Below are 20638 nucleotides of genomic sequence, written 5' to 3'. Positions count from 1 at the left end.
GCCGTTCTCGTTCAGTTGGATGCTTGCGGAGCTTCTTTGACAGGCGTGATGTGATCACCGTCGCGGACATAGGCGCCGGCTTTGGCGACGACTTCGTCACCATCCTTCAAGCCCTTGACGATCTCGACGTAAGCGCCATCCTGAATGCCGGTCTGGACATTGACGAATTTGACGACGCCACTCTCTACCTTGCGGGCAGAAGAGCCGTTTTCGTCGCTGTTGACCGCCGTCAGCGGCAGGGAGACGCCCTGTGTCTCGCGGATGATGATCTCGGCGCTGCCATACATGCCCGCGCGCGCCTTTTCGTCGTCATCGATGGAGATGTGGACGGCGCCGAGGCGGGTAACGGCATCGACGATCGGCGCTACCAGGCGGACGGAGCCGGTGAGTTTTTCGCGGCTGCCGGAAAGCGAAATCAACGCCTTCTGGCCAAGGGTAATTTTGGTGATGTCGCTTTCGGAGACATCGACCACCAGCTCCAGATCGCTGTCGCGGATGATGGTAAACAGCGGGTCCCCACTGCCGTTGGCGATGGCTCCCATGCGGGCGTTACGCGAGGCGACCGTGCCGGCGACCGGGGTTTTGACGCCCGTGCGGGCGAGCTTCAGATCGGTATCGGCGATCTGGCTGTCGATGACCTTGAGATCGGCTTCGGCAACTGCGATCGCCTGTTCGGCGGAGGCCACGCGCGCCTTGTTGGCGGCGGCCGTCGCATTCGCCTGCTCGACCGAGGACGTCGAGACGGTGCCCTTGGCACCCATGGCGACCGCGCGGACGCGCTGCAATTCCGCCTCCTCGGCATTGGCATGGGCCTCGGTGAGCTGCGCGCGAAGTTGGGCGAGCGTTGCTTCGCCCTTGGCCTTCGTTGCTTCCATCTGGCTCTTCTGCAGGACCAGCGCATCGTCGTTCAGCGTGGCGAGCGTGCTGTTCGCCTCGACCTTGTCGCCGACATCGGCATTGAGCGAACGGATCGACAGGCCGTCCACCTGCGGCTGGATATAGACCTCGTCCACGGCTTTCACCGTGCCGGTTGCGACGACCTTGTCGGTCAATTTGCGCGTCACAGCCTGTGTAACGACGATTGCAGGCAGGTTCTGCTTCGGCGTGGTGACGGTGGGCTCTTCGGCAAAGGCCGCCGGCGCCGTCAGGAGAACAAGCAACATCGCAGTCGTGCTCAGAAATCTATGCGGCTTAAAGGCCATGCGTCCAATTCCAGTTCGGTACTTCGTGTAAAAGGGATCTCGCTGTTTTCCGTCGCGAGCACGGGGGATTAATGCGTGCGGGCCGGCTCTTTCCGGCGGATCAATATCCGTCTGTCATGCCTGCAAGTCCCTCATCCTCAATTTGCCCCATTAGGTGGGAACGATTTCCAAATCTTGCAAGATCACGAGAAAATGATTTCTGGCGCGCGCGTAATTCTAATGGGCGTTGCATCGCGAATCAATCACGCGCTCGTGATATTTGCATTCAGATGCTTGATCGACGCATGGCTTTTCAGGCAAATGCGGCGACAAAGCCAGCCTTTTATCATCCCTGTTACAAAATGAAAAAAACGCGCGTGGCATAGGCCCCGCGCGTTTCTCCCGTTTTTTGAAGCCAGCCCTATTTCAGCGCGGCGTCGGTGATCTCATGCGTATAAGCACCGGTCGGCTTCTTGCTGATGATCTTCTGGTCGAGAAGGGCGGCGACCGTGCGGTCGTAGAGTTTCTCGTCGAGCTTGCCGTTGCCGATCAGCTTGGCGACTTCGCCCATCATGCGCTTCTGATGGTTTTCGTCCTGACCGCCATTGTCCATGACGATTTCGGCGGCTTCATCCGGATGTTCGACGGCGTATTTCCAGCCCTTCATCGAAGCACGAACGAACTTGACCATGTTGGCCTTGAACTTAGCGTCCTTCAGCTTGGTCTCGTTGACATAGAGGCCGTCTTCCAGAAGGTCGTTGCCGAGCTTGCTATAGTTGAAGACGATCAGATCTTCCGGCTTGAAGCCGGCATCGACCGCCTGCCAGTATTCGTTATAGGTCATGACCGAGATGCAGTCGGCCTGCTTCTGGACGAGCGGCTGAACGTCGAAGCTCTGCTTCAGGACAGTGACGCCATCCTTGCCGCCGTCGGTTTTCAGGCCGATCTTGTGCATCCAGGCGAAGAAGGGATATTCGTTGCCGAAGAACCAGACGCCGAGCGTATGGCCCTTGAAATCGGCTTCGGTCTTCACCGGACCGTCCTTCGGGCAGATCAGCTCAAGGCCGGACTTGTCGTAGGGCTGGGCGATGTTGATCAGCGGCACGCCCTTTTCGCGGGCAACCAGAGCGCCGCCCATCCAGTCGACGATGACATCGGCGCCGCCGCCGGCGATCACCTGCTCCGGCGCGATATCCGGGCCGCCCGGCTTGATGTCAACGTCGAGGCCTTCCTCCTTGTAGAAGCCCTTGTCCTTGGCGACGAAGTAGCCGCCGAACTGACCCTGCGCCACCCATTTCAACTGGAGCGTCACCTTGTCGGCAGCCATCGCCGCCTGCGCTGCGGCCAACGCCATCGCGCTTGCCATCAATGCGACCATCAGTTTTTTCATATTTTTTGTCCTTTTCCCTCTGAAGTTATGCCCTGATCCCTTGGCAGGATCCTGAACTACGTCTTTCCACCACGGATAGACGGATGCCAGAACGTCGTCATCCGTTCGAGAACGGCGACGATACCGTAGAAGACGGAACCCGCAACCGCGGCAACCGCGATCTCGGCCCAGACCATGTCGAGGTTCAACCGACCGTTTTCGGTGGAGATGCGAAAGCCCATGCCCGACATGGGTGTACCAAAGAACTCTGCCACGATGGCACCGATAAGGGCCAACGTCGAGTTGATCTTTAGCGCATTGAAAATAAAGGGAGCCGCGGCGGGCAGGCGAAGCTTGAACAGCGTCTGCCAATAGTTCGATGCATAGGTGCGCATGAGATCGCGCTCCATATGACCGGCGGCGGCGAGGCCGGCAACCGTGTTCACCAGCATCGGGAAGAAGGTCATGATGACGACGACGGCCGCTTTCGACTGCCAATCGAAGCCGAACCACATGACCATGATCGGCGCGACGCCGATGATTGGCAGAGCGGAGACCAGATTGCCGATCGGCAGCAGGCCGCGACGCAGGAAGGCGAAGCGATCGGCAAGGATGGCGACGATAAAGCCGCTGGAGCAACCGATGATGTAGCCGATCAGAACCGATCGGAAGATCGTCTGTTGAACATCCGTCCAGAGAATCGACATGGAGCCGGCAATCCGCGCGCCGATGGCGCTTGGCGGCGGCAGGAGGATGAAAGGAATACCGGCCCCGCGTGTCACCGCTTCCCAGATGACGATGATCCACACGCCGAAGATCACGGGAATCAGCAACCGTAACGTATAGCCGTCGGCAGTCGAGGGAGACTGGATGATAGAAAGGATGGAAACGCAACGCCAGGCGAGCAGCCAGGCCGCGGCCAGCAGGAAGAAAAACGATGCAAGAGCGTTGCCTTCGTTGCCCGACATTCCAGCCAGCAACAGCCAGGCGGCTGCGTGCGCGGCAAAGAAGAGGATCGCCGCGCAGAGCGTTGCTGACAGGTTCATGAAGGAACTAATGGCCGCGGCACCAATGAGAATGAAAATGACAAAAGTGGTCCCGCTACTGAAGGGCGTGGCGGTATCGGTGGTAAGCAGCGGCAGAGCTGGGAGTGCCGCAAGGCAAAGAAGAAGGGAGAGCGTGCTTTGCCACGACAAATGAAGATTTTTCATGCCGCGCGACCTCCCATGGCGTGATCGACGATACGCGCTGCGATACTGACGACGGCAATCAACGCGGCCGCTAGTATCGAGCCGGCGACAAGCGTCGCCCATATATCGATCGTCAGGCTTTGGTAGGAGCCTGCGAGCAGCTTGGCACCGATGCCGGCGACGGCGCCCGTTGGCAGTTCACCAACGATGGTACCGGTGAGGCTCGCAGCGATTGCAACTTTCATCGAGGTGAAGAGGAAGGGGACCGAGGCGGGCACGCGCAGCTTCCAAAATGTCTGCGCGGCACTGGCATTGTAGGTGCGCATGAGATCGAGGTGCATGACCTCCGGCGACCGCAATCCCTTCACCATGCCGACAGCGACGGGGAAGAAGGAGAGGTAGGTCGACACCAGCGCCTTGGGAATAAGGCCGGTAATGCCGATCGAACCCAATACAACAACGACCATTGGCGCGATGGCGAGGATCGGCACGGTTTGCGAGGCGATGATCCAGGGCATCAGGCTGCGGTCGAGCGCGACGACATGCACGATACCGACGGCGATCAGAATACCGAGAAACGTACCGAAGGCGAAACCGACCGCAGTGGAGGACAATGTCACCCAGGCATTGTAGACGAGACTGCGGTTGCTTGTCGGCGCGCGAAGGAAGGTGTTTTCAAAGACATTTTGCGCCACCTGATGCGGCGCCGGCAGGATCGGCTTCGGTTGTGACAGCGTTTTGCCGATGAATTCCATCGTCGTCGGGGTGACGTTGGCGCGCCGGTCGAGATCGCGCTGGAAGGGCGTGTTGAGAATAACGGCAAAAGCGTACCACAACAGGATGATTGCCAGTATGATGGTCGTAACCGGCACGAATTTGTGCTTGAAGAATTGCTCCTTCTCCATGGTCACGCCCCTCTTTCCGTCGGAAACAGCATCAGCGCCATCGCGACGATGCCGAGCCCAACGCCGGCAAGCTGCGGCATGCTGAGCCGCTCGCCAAAGACGACGAAGGCAACGATATTGACGACCACGAGCTGGGCGATGGCGGAGGCGGAAATCGCCAGGCCCAGTCCGCCCTCGCGCATTAGCCGGACCATCATCAGATTGCCCACACAATAGAGAATGAGGGCCAGGATGAGGATCAATATGTTGTTGTTGGCGATATAAGCCCGCGAAGCGGTCGCGCCACCGATGAAAATCGCCATGGCGCCGGTGAGCCAGAGGAGGAATTGCGGGTTCATTGTGTGATCCTATTCCCCATAGCTGTGTCCTGCCCTCAGCCCTTCGCGGACACGATGGGCGATCTCCAGGAATTCAGGGGTTTCACGAATGTCCAGCGGGCGTTCAATCGGAAGGGTGGAGTCGATGACATCGGTGACGCGGCCGGGACGGGGCGACATGACGACGATCTTCGTGGAGAGATAAACCGCCTCCGGGATCGAGTGCGTCACGAAACAGATTGTCTTGTTCGTTCGCTTCCAGAGCTTCAGCAGCTCCTCGTTGAGGTGGTCGCGGACGATTTCGTCGAGGGCGCCGAAGGGCTCGTCCATCAGCAGCAGGTCGGCGTCGAAGGCGAGCGCACGGGCGATCGAGGCGCGCTGCTGCATGCCGCCGGAGAGCTGCCAGGGATATTTGTGCGCGAAGCCGGTGAGATTGACCAGGTCCAGCGTCTGCGCGATGCGCTTGGCATGATCGTTTCTGGGATAGCCCATGATTTCCAGCGGCAGAGCGATATTCTTTTCGATCGTGCGCCAGGGATAAAGGGCGGGCGCCTGAAAGACATACCCGTAGGCGCGGTTGGTGCGCGCCTCTTCCGGCGTCATGCCATTGACGGTGATGTCGCCGGAGGTCTTGCGCTCGAGATCCGCGATGACCCGCAGAAACGTGGTCTTGCCACAGCCGGACGGGCCGATGAAGGAGACGAAATCGCCCTTGCGCACGTCGAGATCGACATTGCTCAGCGCATGCACCGGCCCGTCATTTGTCTCGTAGGTGAGGCAGAGGTTCCGCGCGGAGACGACGGAGGGAGCGGATGACGTCATTAACACCTACCAGTCATGTTTTCGCCGCGCAGTCGGGGCGGATTGCGTGTTATTCTACGTGGCATCGCGGTGGTTTTAGAACCTAAGGACGCCGAAGATCTATCGAATTTTATGGAGGAATGGCATGAGCGTTTCATCGAAGCCCACCTGCCGCATCGTGCAGCCCGGCAGTACCTATGCCGGGAAACAGGGCTTCAACTACTTCGAAGGGATCGCCGCCGAGACAGTGGGCTCGACCGGCATCTGCATGCATCTCCTGACGATCCCGCCGGGCGGACGCGCCAAGGCGCATCTGCATGCTGCGCATGAGACAGCGATCTACGCGCTGTCCGGCGAGACGCATTGCTGGTTCGGCGATGAGCTTGAAGAGCATGTTGTCGTTCACGCCGGCGAGATGTTCTATATTCCGGCCGGTGTTCCGCATCTGCCCGCCAATCTCAGCGATCAGCCGGCGACAGCCATCATCGCCCGCACCGATCCGAACGAGCAGGAAAGTGTCGTCCTGCTGCCGGATCTGGAGCGGTATGTGCCGTTGTGAGCTGATGGAGCGGAACGCCGTCGCCAAGCGTCACACTCCGCTTGCCGGAATGCCGCTGCGCTGAACTTTGCGCGGCGCCGTGACGTCTTTCCAGGTCGAGAGTGCGCGGTTGACGGCGGTGAAAGGCTCGCGCTTGACGAACTCGCCATGGCCCTGCTGCGTTTTGACCGTGCTTTCCTCGATGGCAACCACGCCGCGGGTCAGCGTATAACGCGGCAGGCCCGTCACTTGCTTGCCTTCGAAGACATTGTAGTCGATCGCCGATTGCTGCGTCTTAGCGGTGATAGTCTTTGAACGCTTCGGGTCCCAGACGACGATGTCGGCATCGGCACCGACGAGGATAGCGCCCTTCTTCGGATAGATGTTGAGGATCTTGGCGATGTTGGTCGACGTCACCGCCACGAACTCGTTCATGGTCAGGCGGCCGGTGTTGACGCCATTGGTCCAGAGCATCGGCATGCGGTCTTCGAGGCCGCCGGTGCCGTTCGGGATCTTGGTGAAATCGCCGAGGCCGAAACGCTTCTGTTCCGTCGTGAAAGCGCAATGGTCGGTGGCGACCACCTGTAGCGAGCCGGAGGCGAGGCCGGCCCAGAGGCTGTCCTGATGCTGCTTGTTACGGAAGGGCGGCGACATGACGCGGCGGGCGGCATGGTCCCAATCGGCATTGGCATATTCGCTCTCATCAAGCGTCAAGTGCTGGATCAGCGGCTCGCCATAGACGCGCATTCCCTTCTGACGGGCGCGGCGGATGGCTTCGTGCGCCTGTTCGCAGGAGGTGTGAACGATATAGACCGGGCTGCCGGCCATGTCGGCGATCATGATGGCGCGATTCGTCGCTTCGCCTTCGACCTCTGCCGGACGGGAATAGGCATGCGCTTCCGGGCCGTTATTGCCCTCGGCGAGAAGTTTTGCCTGCATCTGCGCGACCACGTCGCCGTTCTCGGCGTGAACGAGCGGCAGGGCGCCAAGTTCGGCGCAGCGTTGGAAGGAGGAGAACATCTCGTCGTCATCCACCATCAGCGCGCCCTTATAGGCCATGAAGTGCTTGAACGTGTTGATGCCCTTCTCGCGGACGACGGCTTCCATCTCGTTGAAGACCTGCTCGCTCCACCAGGTAATCGCCATGTGGAAGGAGTAATCGCAGTTTGCCCGCGTCGACTTGTTGTCCCACATGGTCAGCGCTTCGAGCAGCGACTGGCCGGGCGAGGGCAGGGCGAAATCCACCACCATCGTCGTGCCGCCGGCAAGGGCAGCCCGCGTACCGCTCTCGAAATCGTCGGAGGAATAGGTGCCCATGAATGGCATTTCGAGATGCGTATGCGGATCGATGCCGCCCGGCATGACATAACAGCCCGAAGCATCGAGCACTTCATTGCCGGACAGGTTCTGCCCGATCTCGACAATCTTGCCGCCTTCGACCTTGACGTCGGCCTTATAGGTCAAATCGGCCGTGACGATGGTTCCACCCTTGATGACTGTGCTCATGGTGTCTGCTCCCGATATGTGAAATTCTGGTGCTGCGCGAGTAGGGCTGTCACGCCACAATCTCCGCAGTCTCCAAGACCGCGTGGAACAGCACATCCGCGCCCGCGGTCGCCCATTCCTTGGAAATCTCCTCTGCCTCGTTGTGCGACAGGCCGCCGACGCAGGGGCACATGACCATGGTGGCGGGCGCTACCTTGGCGGCCCAGCAGGCGTCGTGACCGGCGCCGGAGATGAGGTTCATGTGGCTGTAGCCCAGCTTCTCCGCGGCATCGCGCACGGCGGTGACGAGCTTCGGATCGAAGGTCACGGGCTCGAAATGACCGATGGCTTCGACCGAGCAGCCGACGCCAAGGGCGTCGCAGATAACCGGCGCCTCAGCCTCGATCCTGGCGCGCATGCGGTCGAGCTTCGCCTTGTCGGGCGAGCGGATGTCGACGGTGAAGACGACCTTGCCCGGCAGCACGTTGCGCGAATTCGGCGAGAAGAAAACCTGGCCGACGCCGCCGACGGCACCCGGCTGGCTGTCCATCGCGACGCCCTGCACCATTTCGATGATCCGCGACATGGCAAGCCCGGCATTGACGCGCATGTTCATCGGCGTCGAGCCGGTATGCGCTTCCTTGCCGGTGAGCGTGAATTCCAGCCACCACAGTCCCTGACAGTGCGTGACGACACCGATGGTCTTGTCCTCGGCCTCAAGGATCGGTCCCTGCTCGATGTGGTATTCGAAATAGGCATGCATCTTGCGGCTTCCGACTTCTTCCTCGCCGAGCCAGCCGATGCGCTTCAGCTCCTCGCCGTAGGTTTTGCCCTCCGGGTCCTTGCGGCCGTAGGCGTAGTCCAGCGAATGCACTCCGGCGAAGACGCCGGAGGCGAGCATGGCGGGGGCGAAGCGCGCACCTTCTTCATTGGCCCAGTTGGTGACCACGATCGGATGCTTGGTCTTGATGCCGAGATCGTTCATCGTGCGAACAACTTCCAGCGCGCCGAGCACGCCGAGCACGCCATCATATTTGCCGCCGGTCGGCTGCGTGTCGAGATGCGAGCCGACGTAGACCGGTAGCGCATCCGGATCCGTGCCGGGGCGGGTCGCGAACATCGTGCCCATCTTGTCGACGCCCACCGTCAAGCCGGCTTCGTCGCACCACGTCTTGAAAAGGCTGCGGCCTTCGGCGTCGGCGTCGGTCAGCGTCTGGCGATTGTTGCCGCCGGCGATGCCGGGGCCGATCTTCGCCATGTCCATCAGTGCGTCCCAAAGGCGATCGCCATTGATACGCATGTTTTCCCCTGGCGCTGCCACCATGATGCAATCCTCACCTGTTTGTCCCGGGTCATGCAAGGCGCATGCCCAATTGTTCCCGATGGTCGCTTCCGGTGCGCTTGCTTGTTTTTGTCGCCCCGGAAAATCGCCGGTTGCCTTTAAAAGACATCTGGCAGATAATTTGACCGATTGGTAAACATTACAACTTCCGTGGCGGCGCTCAAGACGAAAAGCACGAAAATTCCCGACAAAATTACAGGCAATTGCCCAAAATCAGGGCATGGGCAGGGGAATGAGGGCTTGGCCGAAGGGCTTGGATTTCAAGGAGAAACAAAGCAGACATGGCCATCCCCAGAGCCGCCAAGACGCAACGCCGCACTCGCATCCAAGAAGAAAAAGAGGAAGTGATACTCGAAGCCGCGCTGGACGTATTTTCAGTACACGGCTTTCGCGGCTCTACCATCGACCAAATCGCCGAAGTCGCCGGCATGTCGAAACCCAATCTGCTTTATTATTTCCGCACGAAGGAAGCCATGCATAGGGCGCTGATCGACCGCGTGCTGTTTACCTGGCTGGAGCCCCTGCGCGCCTTCAACGCCAATGGCAATCCCGAAAGCGAGATCCGCTCCTATATCCGCCGCAAATTGGAGATGGCCCGCGATTTTCCGCGGGAAAGCCGCCTGTTCGCGAACGAGATGCTGCAGGGGGCGCCGCATGTCGAGGACGAACTCCGAGGTCCGCTGAAGAGCCTTGTCGATGAAAAGGCCGAGGTCATCCGCGCCTGGGCGAAGGCCGGAAAGATCGCCAAATGCGATCCCTATCACCTGATCTTCTCCATCTGGTCCACGACGCAGCATTACGCGGATTTCGACGTGCAGGTGCGTGCAGTGCTTGGGCAGGAACATTCGGGCGAGGGGCGTTTCGAGGACGCGGCCCGCTATCTGGAGAAGCTCTTCGTCGATGGTCTCGGCATTCGGCGGTCGTAAGCGGCGGCGCAATCCCGCGAAAAGATTGCGCCGCACTTGGGGGCTGATGGAGCTCAGCTCCGCTCTCTAAAAATAGTAATCCCGTTCGATGCCGTCATAGCGGCCTGATTTCAGGCAGCAGCTCTTGAAACCTCCTCCGGGAACCGCAGGGGCAGGGATCGTTACGGCCGAGTTTTTCGATCAGCTCGACATCACCATGGATGAATTGCGAGCCGGTCTTTACCCGAGTTTCCGATGGGAATGACTTGCGTCGTTTGGACGTGGCCTCAAAAGCTCACGTCATGGAGGATTCTGGATTTGCGTGACATGGCCGCCTCCTCTGTGTTGCTGTTGCTGCGATTGTCTGCAGCGCGCGTCCTATAGCTCGATTTTCGTGCTTCCGCGAGCCGCAAGACACATTTTCTGAGCAAGGCTATTGCGACCATGAAAAAGACGGCCGCAGCAAGCTGCGACCGCCCCTTTTTTGTTCCCGCCGATATTTGGCGCTGTTACTCCGCCGCCTGCCGAGCCATCGGATTGTTCGGATGGGTCGTCCAGTTGGCGTAGTTCGGGTCGACGACCTTACCGGTGCGCTTGTCGAGCGCGCCTGCCGGCAAGGCTTCCATGGTGATGCAGTTTTCGACCGGACAGACGCTGACGCAGAGATTGCAGCCGACGCATTCCTCGTCCATCACCTCGAAGTACCTGACGCCGTCGACCATGTTGGTGATCGCCTGGTGCGAGGTGTCTTCGCAGGCGATGTAGCAGCGGCCGCATTTGATGCAGGCGTCCTGGTCGATCTTTGCCTTGGCGATGTAGTTGAGGTTGAGATACTGCCAGTCGGAAACATTCGGCACGGCGCGGCCGATGATGTCGTCCAGATTGCGGTGACCCTTTTCGTCCATCCAGTCGGAGAGGCCCGATATCATTTCCTGGACGATCTTGAAGCCGTAGGTCATCGCGGCGGTGCAGACCTGCACGTTGCCGGCGCCGAGCGCCAGGAATTCGGCTGCGTCACGCCAGGTGGTGATGCCGCCGATGCCGGAGATCGGCAGGCCGTAGGTTTCGGGATCGCGGGCGATTTCGGCCACCATGTTGAGCGCGATCGGCTTGACTGCCGGGCCGCAATAGCCGCCGTGGCTGCCCTTGCCGCCGACCGTGGGGTTCGGCGCGAAATTGTCGAGATCGACGGAGACGATCGAGTTGATCGTGTTGATCAGCGACACGGCGTCCGTACCGCCGGCCTTGGCGGCGCGGGCGGGCTTGCGGATGTCGGTGATATTTGGCGTCAGCTTGGTGATGACGGGCATGCGGGTATATTGCTTGCACCAGCGCACGACCATTTCGATATATTCCGGCACCTGTCCGACCGCGGAGCCCATGCCGCGCTCGGACATGCCGTGCGGACAGCCGAAATTGAGCTCGATGCCATCGGCACCGGTTTCTTCCACCAGCGGCAGGATGGCCTTCCAGGCCTGCTCCTCGCAAGGCACCATGATCGAGGCAATCAGGGCGCGGTCCGGCCAGTTCATCTTCACCTGCTTCATCTCGCGCAGGTTGGTGTAGAGGTCGCGGTCGGTGATCAGCTCGATATTGTTGAGACCGAGCAGGCGGCGGTCGGCGCCCCAGATCGCGCCATAGCGTGGGCCGTTGACGTTGACGACCGGCGGACCTTCCTCGCCGAGCGTCTTCCAGACCACGCCGCCCCAGCCCGCCTTGAAGGCGCGTTCGACGTTGTAGGCCTTATCGGTCGGCGGCGCCGAGGCGAGCCAGAACGGGTTCGGTGATTTGATGCCGATGAAATTATTGCGGAGATCAGCCATTTTGGTTCTCCCTTCAGGCGACTGCAGCGGCCGGCTTGGCGGCAGCGAGCGCACGATTGATGGATTCGGCCGCGTCGCGACCCTGTGCAACGGCGGAGACCGTCAGGTCGTCGCCGCCGAGCACGCAGTCGCCGCCGGCCCAGACGCCGTCAAGCGAGGTCCGGCCTTCGCCGTCGATGGAAATGCGGCCGGATTCCATGCGCAATGCGCCGAGCCCGGAGGCCTCGAAGGTCTGGCCGATCGCCTTGAAGATCTGATCGGCGGCGATGACGCCAGTATCGCCGGTGCCGGTCAACTTGCCGTCGCGTAGTTCCGTATATTCGACTTCGATGCCGGCGACTTTGCCGTCCTTGTCGAGGATACGCTTCGGCGCCAGCCAGTGGCGGATGATGACACCCTTTGAAGCGGCAAGGTCCTGCTCGTATTCCGAGGCGTTCATATGTTCCTTGCCGCGGCGATAACAGATCGTCACCTCTTCGGCGCCGAGCAGCTTTGCCTGCACCGCAGCGTCGATTGCGGTCATGCCGCCGCCGAGGACGACGACGCGGCGGCCGATGGCGATATCGGCCTTGTCCTTGGACTGACGCAGATCGGCGATATAGGCGACGGCATCGGCGACGCCGTCGAGATCTTCGCCTTCGGCACGCAGCGCGTTGACGCCGGCGAGGCCGAGGCCGAGGAAGACGGCGTCATATTGCGACGAAAGATCGGCAAGGCTGAAATCCCGGCCGAGCGCCTGGCCGTGCTTCACTTCGATGCCGCCGATCGACAGAACATAGTCGACTTCCTTCTGGGCGAAATCGTCGACCGTCTTGTAGGTGGCGATGCCGTATTCGTTGAGGCCGCCGGCCTTTTCGCGGGCGTCGAAGATGGTGACGTCATGGCCATTCACCGCCAGGCGGTGGGCGCAGGCAAGGCCGGCCGGACCGGCGCCGACGACGGCGATCTTCTTGCCGGTCGAAGCGGCACGCGCATAGAACTGCTTGTTCTCGGCCATTGCCGTGTCGGTAGCATAGCGCTGCAGGCGGCCGATTTCGACGGGGCGCTCTTCGGCAGTATTGCGCACGCAGGCCTGCTCGCAGAGCTGTTCGGTGGGACAGACCCGCGCGCACATACCGCCCAGAATGTTCTGATCGAAGATCGTCTTGGCCGAGCCGATGGGGTTGCCGGTCGAGATCTGCCGGATGAACAGCGGAATGTCGATGGAGGTCGGACAGGCCGTCATGCACGGCGCGTCGTAGCAGAAATAACAGCGGTCGGCAGCGACCAATGCCTCGTGACGGTCAAGGCGCGGATGCAGATCGGAAAAGTTCTGATCATATTCGGCCGGCGTCAGCCTGCCTTTATGAATCCCAGTTTCCAGTCGTCCCATTGAAGTTCCCTCATTATAGTAAACGGCCAGTGGAATGAACGGTAACTCAGGTTAAAAAATTTATCAAACGGTAAAATTTTGGAGAGTTCCGGCATTGCAAGCACAGGGATAGCTGTCATGGCCGCCTAGCCTAGCGGGCGGCGGAGGGGCCTCCGCTAAACATATGTTTTAGTTTATTTTCGAGGATCGATTGCTGGCTGACTGGAGGGTAAGCCGGACGCTTCCAAGTCCAGCGTGGCTATAAACATTCGTTGGCGCCCGTTTTTGAAGTTCGCGATGGACGCGCGAGAAAAAAATCAAAATTTTTTTAGAAAGATGGAACCAAGGTTGGGCGCCGTCGTTAAGAAGGTGTCTTGGTGATGATCGCATCAACCGATGCACGCCCCCAAAACTCATCACCGGGCATCTACTCACGGTCCCCTCCCGATGAGTGAAAAGCAGCCAGTGCGCCGCCCTCGCGCTGGCTGTTTTCTTTTGCAGTCTTCGTTTCGGATTGTCAGCGGCGCTTCAGGATTTCGTATTCGGTTTCGGGTATCGTCAGGCGATAGCCGATGCTGTCATCGTCGATCGCGAACTGGGCGCGCCCGTTCATCGATGTGGGCACGACCCGCTCCAGCACGGTGCGGCTGAAGCTGTTGTCCTCGAACTCATGGTCGGCGGGGAAATAGAAGCGCTCCGACCAGGCTACTTCGATCGCCTTCTTGCCGTCGAGTTCGGACTCCTTGCAATTCAGCGTGATGCTGGTGGCGCCGGCGGAGATGGCGCCGTGGGAGGCGGAATTGACGATCAGCTCGTGCAGGGCAAGACCGAGATGGACGGCCGCATTTGGCGTGAGATGCGCGTTGATGCCATAGATCGGCATCGGCACTCCTGCATCGGGCCAGTAGGGGGCGAATTGCTTTTCGGCAAGTTCGAACAGATAGGCGCCGCGCCAGCTCGAATCGGTGATCAGATCCTGTGAATTCGACAGGGATTGCAGGCGGCCGCGGAACTTGATCAGAAAATTGTCGAGCGACAGCGTATGACGCGCCGTCTGCGTCGCGATGCCCTGGATGATCGCCAGGAGGTTCTTGGAGCGATGCGACAGCTCGCGCAGCAGCGATTTCAGCACCTTTTCGCGGTGACGGGTCTCCGTGACCTCGGTGATGACGGAAAGCAGGCCCTGCGGCTTGCGGCCACCGATGCGTTCGATCTTCAGCTCGTAGATGCGCACGCCGTCGCCGGTCACGAACTCCACTTCCGCGCTGACGGGCTTGCCGCTTTCCAGCACTCCGCGTTTCAATTGAGTGAGGTGCTCACCATCCTTGTCGCCGAAGAGATGGCGGTCCGTGCCGCCGATGATGAGGGACGGTTTCAGGTGGTCGGGCAGGTTTTCAGCATAGCGGATCGCGAGGCTTGTATCCTGAAAGAGGATCGAGACGCCGGCGCTATTGAGCGCCCGCTCCATCATAGCGGCCTTGCCTTCAAAACTCAGAGGCATGCCGGATAATGGTTCAGTCGTATTCACCGGCTTGCCTTTCACTCCAATTTCGAGAACCCCGCCGACAGGGTATTCTCAGCCGGAAGAACTCAATCCGGTTTATACAATCACTCGCTATAACAGTCGGTAAAGCGTCCCTAAGCTCCCGGAACGTCCGGTTGCTTTCTTTGTTCCGCGACAAAGTGTCGATTCGGGTCAGGCGGCCACCTTTGTGGTTTCATTAAAGAAAAGGGCCTGACTGATCAGAGCTTTCACCATATCGGGATTGAATGGTTTGGTTACGAGGAAGGTCGGCTCCGGCCGCTCGCCGGTCAACAAGCGCTCGGGGAAAGCGGTAATGAAAATGACCGGAATGCTCGACGTCTTGAGGATGTCATTGACGGCGTCGATGCCTGAGCTGCCGTCGGCAAGTTGGATGTCGGCGAGCACCATGCTGGGATTGGTGGCATTATGCAGGGCAACCGCTTCCGCATGGGTGCGGGCGATGCCGGTGACGCGATGTCCGAGGCTTTCCACCATCTGCTCGATATCCATCGCAATCAGCGGTTCGTCCTCGATGATCATGATGTCGGTGGCGACTTGGCGTGAAATCTCTTGGGATGCCTTGTCCAGCAGATTCATGGCCTCGGTCTCGGTCACCTCGAGAATGTCGGCGATCTCGCCGAGACGGAAGTTTTCGACGGAGGCGAGGAGGAAGGCCTGGCGGGCGACCGGAGAAACCTTGGCAAGATTGACCGAGGCGCGCTGTTCCCAAGCATAGGGAGAGGTTGGCTCGGGAATCTGGATCGCCGTGGAACCGAAGAGTTGAGTGAAGAGTTTATAGAGTGCAACGCGGTCGTTGGACGTGTCCGGGAATATGGAAAGATCAGCAATGATCGCTTCCAAAACCGCCGCGACATAGGCGTCACCCGATGTCTGTGTCCCGGTCAGAGCACGGGAGTAGCGGCGCAAATAAGGAAGATGCGGCGCAATGCGTGTGGAAAGTGTCATCAATGGCTCCCGCCCTTTATTAATTCCTAATTGAAACACAGCCTCCAAGACTGCAATGACAAACAAACGCAAATTCAGTAAAAAAGTTCCTCGGCACCGGAACTTTTTTTGGAGAAGTACATTACCCCTGCCGACGAACACTAGGTTCAACTTCTCCGATTCGGGCCGAAGCGGACGTGAGGACCTTCCAAACTGGGGTGCATAGAGGTACACCCCGCATCCATGAACGCAAGAAATGCGGAAGCGAGCAGGCTAAATGACCACCCAAAATCAAGAGGACGCGGACCGTAAACGGCCTGACGTGCGTGCCGCCGATATCCTCGATCCTAACAATCAAATCGGCAATCGGCTGCGCTCATTCTATGCCGCGGTGCAGGATGAGGCTATCCCGGATCGCTTGCTCGACCTGCTCGAGAAGCTGGATCAGGCCGAACGTTTGGCTTCCGCAAAAGTCTCCGATTAAGGAGGAAGCGTCATGGAACCGCAACCGAGCTTCAAGCGCGAACTCCTGGCTGCTCTGCCGAGCTTACGCGCCTTCGCCATCTCGTTGACCGGCCGCCACGACCGTGCCGATGATCTCGTGCAGGACACGATCATGAAGGCTTGGGCCAAGCAGGACCATTTCGAGATGGGCACGAATATGAAGGCCTGGCTCTTCACCATCCTGCGCAACGAACTCTATAGCCAGATGCGCAAGAGCGGCCGCGAGGTGCAGGACAGTGATGGCCTGTTCACGGAATCGATGGCAACGCATCCCTCGCAGTACGGTGCGCTCGACCTCCAGGATTTCCGCAAGGCGCTGGATCAATTGCCGCCCGATCAGCGCGAAGCCATCATCCTCGTTGGCGCGTCCGGTTTTTCCTATGAGGAAGCCGCCGAAATCTGCGGCTGCGCCGTGGGCACCATCAAGAGCCGGGTCAACCGCGCCCGGCAGCGCCTGCAGGAATTGCTGCAGATTTCCGGAGAAGCCGACTTTGGCCCGGACGCCACCTCAGCGCCTTTGACCTCCAAGGCATTTGCCTTCTAAATCATGCGATCTGTCCTCGCCTGCTGGCGCGGACGGATTCTGTTGCGCCATGAGGCTTTAGCGCGCCTGTTTGCCGTGATGTGCGGACTTGTGATGCAGCATGAGCCGATCAACTCGCTCTAATCATCTCGCCTCTTTGTGCCCATCAAGTTGCCGAATACCAGGGCGGTCGCAATGGCGGCGGTTAGCAGCGGTTGCGACTTTGCAAGGCCGAGTGCTGCGACGGCCATGGTTTCCAAGGCGGCGCGGCGTTCGCGGGCACGGCGTTCTTCCTGCTTGTTGATGATCATCATGATGACGAGAACGATCACGGCGAGCACCAGGGCGCCGGCGGCAATCAGCAGCGCCGAAACGGCTGCGCCGTAAATGGTTGCCAGCCAGATGGCGGCCGCTATGAGGGCAAAGGCATAGGCCGTCAGAAAGAGGATAGCGGCGATGCCAATGAAAACACCGCTGCGTTTCGTGCGCGCAACGGTGCGATGCAATGTGCCCGAGAGAAGCAGGCCGAGTAACGGAGCTAGCATTGCGGCTCCTTAACGGCGCGACAGAAGCAGGGCAAACGCCAATCCGAAAGCTGCAGCAGCCCCGATGGTGGCAATGGGGTGTTGGCGCACGGTCCTGCGCATTTCGCGCGTACCCTTCGCATAGCCGTGCTGCAATTCACGCAGCAGGTCTTCGCCGCGAGCTGTCAAATCCTCAAGCCCGGTTTCGGCGCGCGCGCGCATCGTCTTGCTCTGGATCGCGCTGTTTTCACCGACGATCTTGGCGAAAGCGGCAATTTCGTTGCGCAGATGTTCGATCTGCTCCTCAATGCTGGCTTCGAGGTCATGTAGGCTGCCGCCATTACGCTTAGCTCGCGCCGAATGGAGGATGGTTGCCATGGTCTTGCTCCCTTACGTCGTTAGCGTCTGTGGCCTGGCGCCGCAAAGCTGCGCCGACTTTTGCGATGAGCGAATGCTGCCAGACATATTGCTGCTGATTGCGCAGAACATTGATCTGGATCACCGATCATCAACGCGGCGATGCAACGAAAAGTTCCGGATTTGGCGAAAGGAAGGTCAGTGCGCCAGTGCGCTGTGGGCGAGAACGAATGGGACGCCGTCGATGGGAACGCGATTGACCCTCAGCGCACAGCCGAAGACATCCTGCAAATGCTGGTCGGTCAGAACGTCCCCCGCGGGGCCTGCTGCTCGCAGCCGTCCGTTCTTGAGCAGGACTATCTGGTCGGCGAAGAGAGCCGTGAGGTTCAGATCATGCATGACGGCGATGACGCCGCCGCCGCGCTGACAGAATTGCCGGGCGAGCGTCATGATGGTCAGTTGATGGCTGATATCGAGGCTGGAGACGGGTTCATCGAGAAGCAGCCAGCAGGGCTTGCCGTCGACGATGGGTTCGGAGATCTGGCATAGCACCCTGGCGAGCTGGACGCGCTGTTGCTCGCCGCCGGAAAGCTCCTGATAGAAGCGCCCTTCGAAGCCGGCGAGATCGACGGAGGAGAGCGCCTCCGCGGCGATGCGATCGGCTTGCTCGGGACGGCTGTTGCGGCCGCTCGTCAGCCCCATGCGGACGATTTCGCGAACGGTGAAGGGAAAAGAGATAGTGCTCGCCTGCGGCAGCACGCCGCGCATTTCCGCCAGTTGCCAGGCTTGAAGGCTGCCGATCTCCGATGCGTTGAGGTGCACCGAACCTTGATAGGCAAGCTCCCCTGAAATCGCCTTCATGGTCGTCGTCTTACCCGAACCGTTCGGCCCGCAGATCGCCGTCAGCGCGCCGGCTTCGGCGGTAAAGCAAACGTCCTGCACGACTGTCTTGCCGGAGAACCGGACGGAAAGGTCAGAGACGTCGATCATCAAAAACTCACAGGCTGAGGCGCGAACGCTGCCGAAGCAGCATCCACAGGAAGAAAGGCCCGCCGACACCAGCGGTGATAATGCCGATCGGCAGTTCGGCAGGCGAGACGACGGTGCGGGCCACCACGTCGGCGATCATGAGCAGCGAGCCGCCGAGCAGGGCGGAGGCCGGCAGCAGAAAGCGATGATCCGGGCCGATCGCCATGCGCAGGATGTGCGGCACGATGATGCCGACGAAGCCAATGCCGCCGCTGACCGCGACGGAGGCGCCGGTTGCGGCCGCAACGCTGACGATAGCAATATTCTTTAGCCGCTGCACGGCGACTCCCATGTGGAAGGCTGCCGCTTCGCCGAGCGTCAGTGCATTGAGACCGCGTGCCATGAAGGGCAGTGGCAGCATGGAGAGGACGATGATCGGTCCGGCGGCGGCGATCTTGGTCCAGGTCGCACCGGCAAGCGACCCCATGCTCCAGAAGGTGAGATCACGCAATTGCCGATCATCGGCCATGTAGATCAGCATGCCGGTCGCCGCCAGCGCCAGCGCGCCAAGCGCAATGCCGGCCAGCAGCATGGTTGCTATGGATGTCTGTCCGTGCCGCGTCGCGACTCTGTAGAGAAGCACAGTCGTGACGAGGCCGCCGATGAAAGCGGCGATCGGCAGGGAAAAGATGCTGAAGAGATGCGCGACGGGGGCAAGGATGCCGCCGCCGAGGACGATCATTCCCACTGCGCCGAGACTGGAACCGGCCGAAATGCCGATCAGGCCGGGATCGGCCAGCGGATTGCGGAACAGGCCCTGCATGACCGCGCCCGACACTGCGAGCCCGCCACCGATCAGGAATCCGAGAATGGCGCGGGGGAGGCGGATGTCGAAGATGATGATACGGTCGCGGCTGCTCAATGCGCTGTCCGCACCGCCGCTTATCATGCTGCCGATGACGTCGACGATCGAGGCATCGGAGGCGCCGGTCGTGATCGAAAACGAGAACGCAAGGAGGGCGGAGATCACGAGGCCAGCCAAAACGAAGAGGGAGAGCGCAGTACGGTCGCCCTCGTGATGACGGCGGTCCCTTCTGTGCGACATGCGCTTCAGCCCCGGCATGACCTCGTTGAGCGCCACCTCAGCCTCCGTAGATCGCGGCGTTCAGCTCGCGCACGGCGCTGGCGGTACGCGGCCCGAAGCCGAGCAGGTGCAGGCCGTCCATGCGGATGATCGCCTTGCGGCTCGCCGCGGGCGTCAGCGAAATCGCCGGCTGCTTCAAGAGGTCGTCCTCTTTTATCGACAGCGGACCTTCGCGATCCATGATCAGGATCACGTCGGGCTTGGCCTCGATGATCGCTTCGTCGGTCAGCGGCTTGTAGCCCGAAAAACTGTCGACGGCATTGATGGCGCCGGCAAGCTTGATGATGCCGTCGGCGGCAGTGGCGCCGCCGGAAGCGAGGATTTTGCCGTTCTGGTTGCTCAGGATGAATAGCACGCGCTTGCGTTCGGCTTCAGGGCGTTTCCCGGAGTCTATAATCGCTGCGTCGAGATCGGCGGCAACCTTGTCTTCGAGCGCCTTCGCCTTATCCGGCACGCCGAGCAGCGAGCCGACGACGTCGATCTTCTTCAAGATGCCGTCGCGGTCATAGGTCTGCGGCACGGTTTCGAAGGGCACGCTGGCATTGCGCAGCACCGTCAGAGCCTCCGGCGGGCCGGAGCCGTCCACCGCGATGATGGCAGTCGGATTGACGGCGAGGATGCCCTCTGGCGACAGCGCTCGCATATAGCCGACATCAGGCAGCTTGGCTGCCGCTTCCGGATACATGCTGGTGGAGTCGCGGGCGATCAGCCTGCCTTCCTCGCCGAGTGCGTAGACGATCTCGGTGACATCGCCGCCAATCGAGACCAGGCGAGACGTGTCGATCTTCGGCGCTTCCGCCGCATGGGCACGCTCGACTAGGCTATAGCTGCCCTTGACCGGGCTTGCAGGGACCAGCGGCAGAGCCATCACTAGCGCCGTCAGCGCGATTTCCCACGGCTTGATGCGCTGGAGGTTCTTCAACATCGTCATGGCCCGATC

22 protein-coding genes are annotated in these 20638 nt (G+C 60.4%); 4 read left to right on the top strand and 18 right to left on the bottom strand.

What is annotated here, in order from left to right:
• Positions 1-11: 11 nt before the first annotated feature.
• The 6 genes from ACXHXG_RS10560 to ACXHXG_RS10535 all read right to left on the bottom strand — a co-directional run bounded on the left by ACXHXG_RS10560 (position 12) and on the right by ACXHXG_RS10535 (position 5784).
• The gene (locus ACXHXG_RS10560; RefSeq protein WP_104823990.1) at positions 12-1202 is read right to left on the bottom strand and encodes an efflux RND transporter periplasmic adaptor subunit; all 1191 of its coding nucleotides are present in this window, start codon (positions 1200-1202) and stop codon (positions 12-14) included.
• Positions 1203-1602: 400 nt separating this feature from the next.
• On the bottom strand, positions 1603-2571 hold the full coding sequence (locus ACXHXG_RS10555; protein WP_104823989.1) for an ABC transporter substrate-binding protein: 969 nt from the start codon (positions 2569-2571) through the stop codon (positions 1603-1605).
• 56 nt (positions 2572-2627) lie between these two features.
• On the bottom strand, positions 2628-3761 hold the full coding sequence (locus tag ACXHXG_RS10550; RefSeq protein ID WP_283046994.1) for an ABC transporter permease: 1134 nt from the start codon (positions 3759-3761) through the stop codon (positions 2628-2630).
• Complete coding sequence (locus ACXHXG_RS10545) at positions 3758-4645, bottom strand: ABC transporter permease (RefSeq protein ID WP_104823987.1); 888 nt, start codon at positions 4643-4645, stop codon at positions 3758-3760. The genes ACXHXG_RS10550 and ACXHXG_RS10545 overlap by 4 nt, the downstream gene beginning before the upstream one ends.
• Before the next feature lie 2 nt (positions 4646-4647).
• Positions 4648-4983 (bottom strand): hypothetical protein, encoded by a 336-nt coding sequence (locus ACXHXG_RS10540; RefSeq protein WP_104823986.1) that lies wholly within the window; start codon positions 4981-4983, stop codon positions 4648-4650.
• Between the two features lie 9 nt (positions 4984-4992).
• Positions 4993-5784, bottom strand: a complete 792-nt coding sequence (locus tag ACXHXG_RS10535) for an ABC transporter ATP-binding protein (protein WP_457899237.1) — start codon at positions 5782-5784, stop codon at positions 4993-4995.
• Between the two features lie 124 nt (positions 5785-5908).
• Between ACXHXG_RS10535 and ACXHXG_RS10530 the strand changes: the two genes are divergently transcribed.
• The gene (locus ACXHXG_RS10530) at positions 5909-6322 is read left to right on the top strand and encodes a cupin domain-containing protein (RefSeq protein WP_283046992.1); all 414 of its coding nucleotides are present in this window, start codon (positions 5909-5911) and stop codon (positions 6320-6322) included.
• A 30-nt stretch (positions 6323-6352) separates the two neighbouring features.
• On the opposite strand, the gene hydA is transcribed toward ACXHXG_RS10530, so the two are convergent.
• On the bottom strand, positions 6353-7807 hold the full coding sequence (hydA, locus tag ACXHXG_RS10525; RefSeq protein ID WP_283046990.1) for a dihydropyrimidinase: 1455 nt from the start codon (positions 7805-7807) through the stop codon (positions 6353-6355).
• A gap of 49 nt (positions 7808-7856) precedes the next feature.
• A complete protein-coding gene (locus tag ACXHXG_RS10520) occupies positions 7857-9110 on the bottom strand; it encodes a Zn-dependent hydrolase (RefSeq protein WP_457899236.1) in 1254 nt (417 codons plus the stop codon).
• A 299-nt stretch (positions 9111-9409) separates the two neighbouring features.
• Between ACXHXG_RS10520 and ACXHXG_RS10515 the strand changes: the two genes are divergently transcribed.
• Positions 9410-10054 (top strand): TetR family transcriptional regulator C-terminal domain-containing protein, encoded by a 645-nt coding sequence (locus ACXHXG_RS10515; RefSeq protein ID WP_104823981.1) that lies wholly within the window; start codon positions 9410-9412, stop codon positions 10052-10054.
• 94 nt (positions 10055-10148) lie between these two features.
• On the opposite strand, the gene ACXHXG_RS10510 is transcribed toward ACXHXG_RS10515, so the two are convergent.
• From ACXHXG_RS10510 to ACXHXG_RS10490, 5 genes are all read right to left on the bottom strand, one after another.
• Complete coding sequence (locus tag ACXHXG_RS10510) at positions 10149-10235, bottom strand: SEC-C metal-binding domain-containing protein (RefSeq protein WP_245276515.1); 87 nt, start codon at positions 10233-10235, stop codon at positions 10149-10151.
• A gap of 307 nt (positions 10236-10542) precedes the next feature.
• Positions 10543-11856 carry an NAD-dependent dihydropyrimidine dehydrogenase subunit PreA gene (gene preA, locus ACXHXG_RS10505; RefSeq protein WP_457899235.1) on the bottom strand — a complete coding sequence of 438 codons (1314 nt, stop codon included), beginning with the start codon at positions 11854-11856 and terminating at the stop codon, positions 10543-10545.
• A 13-nt stretch (positions 11857-11869) separates the two neighbouring features.
• The gene (locus ACXHXG_RS10500; protein WP_457899234.1) at positions 11870-13228 is read right to left on the bottom strand and encodes an NAD(P)-dependent oxidoreductase; all 1359 of its coding nucleotides are present in this window, start codon (positions 13226-13228) and stop codon (positions 11870-11872) included.
• A 496-nt stretch (positions 13229-13724) separates the two neighbouring features.
• A complete protein-coding gene (locus ACXHXG_RS10495; protein WP_457899233.1) occupies positions 13725-14708 on the bottom strand; it encodes a sensor histidine kinase in 984 nt (327 codons plus the stop codon).
• A 195-nt stretch (positions 14709-14903) separates the two neighbouring features.
• Complete coding sequence (locus tag ACXHXG_RS10490; protein ID WP_104823977.1) at positions 14904-15698, bottom strand: response regulator; 795 nt, start codon at positions 15696-15698, stop codon at positions 14904-14906.
• A 256-nt stretch (positions 15699-15954) separates the two neighbouring features.
• Here ACXHXG_RS10490 and ACXHXG_RS10485 point away from each other — a divergent pair, with 256 nt between their 5' ends.
• Both ACXHXG_RS10485 and ACXHXG_RS10480 read left to right on the top strand, forming a co-directional pair.
• Entirely contained in the window at positions 15955-16161 is a 207-nt protein-coding gene (locus ACXHXG_RS10485) for a NepR family anti-sigma factor (RefSeq protein WP_028751877.1), read from the top strand.
• Positions 16162-16173: 12 nt separating this feature from the next.
• On the top strand, positions 16174-16725 hold the full coding sequence (locus ACXHXG_RS10480; protein WP_104823976.1) for an RNA polymerase sigma factor: 552 nt from the start codon (positions 16174-16176) through the stop codon (positions 16723-16725).
• Between the two features lie 119 nt (positions 16726-16844).
• Here ACXHXG_RS10480 and ACXHXG_RS10475 read toward each other — a convergent pair whose 3' ends face one another.
• From ACXHXG_RS10475 to ACXHXG_RS10455, 5 genes are all read right to left on the bottom strand, one after another.
• Complete coding sequence (locus tag ACXHXG_RS10475; RefSeq protein ID WP_457899232.1) at positions 16845-17249, bottom strand: hypothetical protein; 405 nt, start codon at positions 17247-17249, stop codon at positions 16845-16847.
• Between the two features lie 9 nt (positions 17250-17258).
• Positions 17259-17606 carry a DUF883 family protein gene (locus ACXHXG_RS10470; protein WP_104823974.1) on the bottom strand — a complete coding sequence of 116 codons (348 nt, stop codon included), beginning with the start codon at positions 17604-17606 and terminating at the stop codon, positions 17259-17261.
• Positions 17607-17783: 177 nt separating this feature from the next.
• The gene (locus tag ACXHXG_RS10465; protein WP_457899231.1) at positions 17784-18575 is read right to left on the bottom strand and encodes a heme ABC transporter ATP-binding protein; all 792 of its coding nucleotides are present in this window, start codon (positions 18573-18575) and stop codon (positions 17784-17786) included.
• 7 nt (positions 18576-18582) lie between these two features.
• Complete coding sequence (locus ACXHXG_RS10460) at positions 18583-19677, bottom strand: FecCD family ABC transporter permease (RefSeq protein ID WP_457899505.1); 1095 nt, start codon at positions 19675-19677, stop codon at positions 18583-18585.
• A gap of 19 nt (positions 19678-19696) precedes the next feature.
• Positions 19697-20629, bottom strand: a complete 933-nt coding sequence (locus ACXHXG_RS10455; protein WP_457899230.1) for a heme/hemin ABC transporter substrate-binding protein — start codon at positions 20627-20629, stop codon at positions 19697-19699.
• Positions 20630-20638 lie beyond the last annotated feature (9 nt).

Source organism: Rhizobium sp. LEGMi-198b (assembly GCF_054114205.1).
Note: the sequence above shows the minus strand (reverse complement) of the source record. Positions and strands in the feature narration are given on the sequence as shown.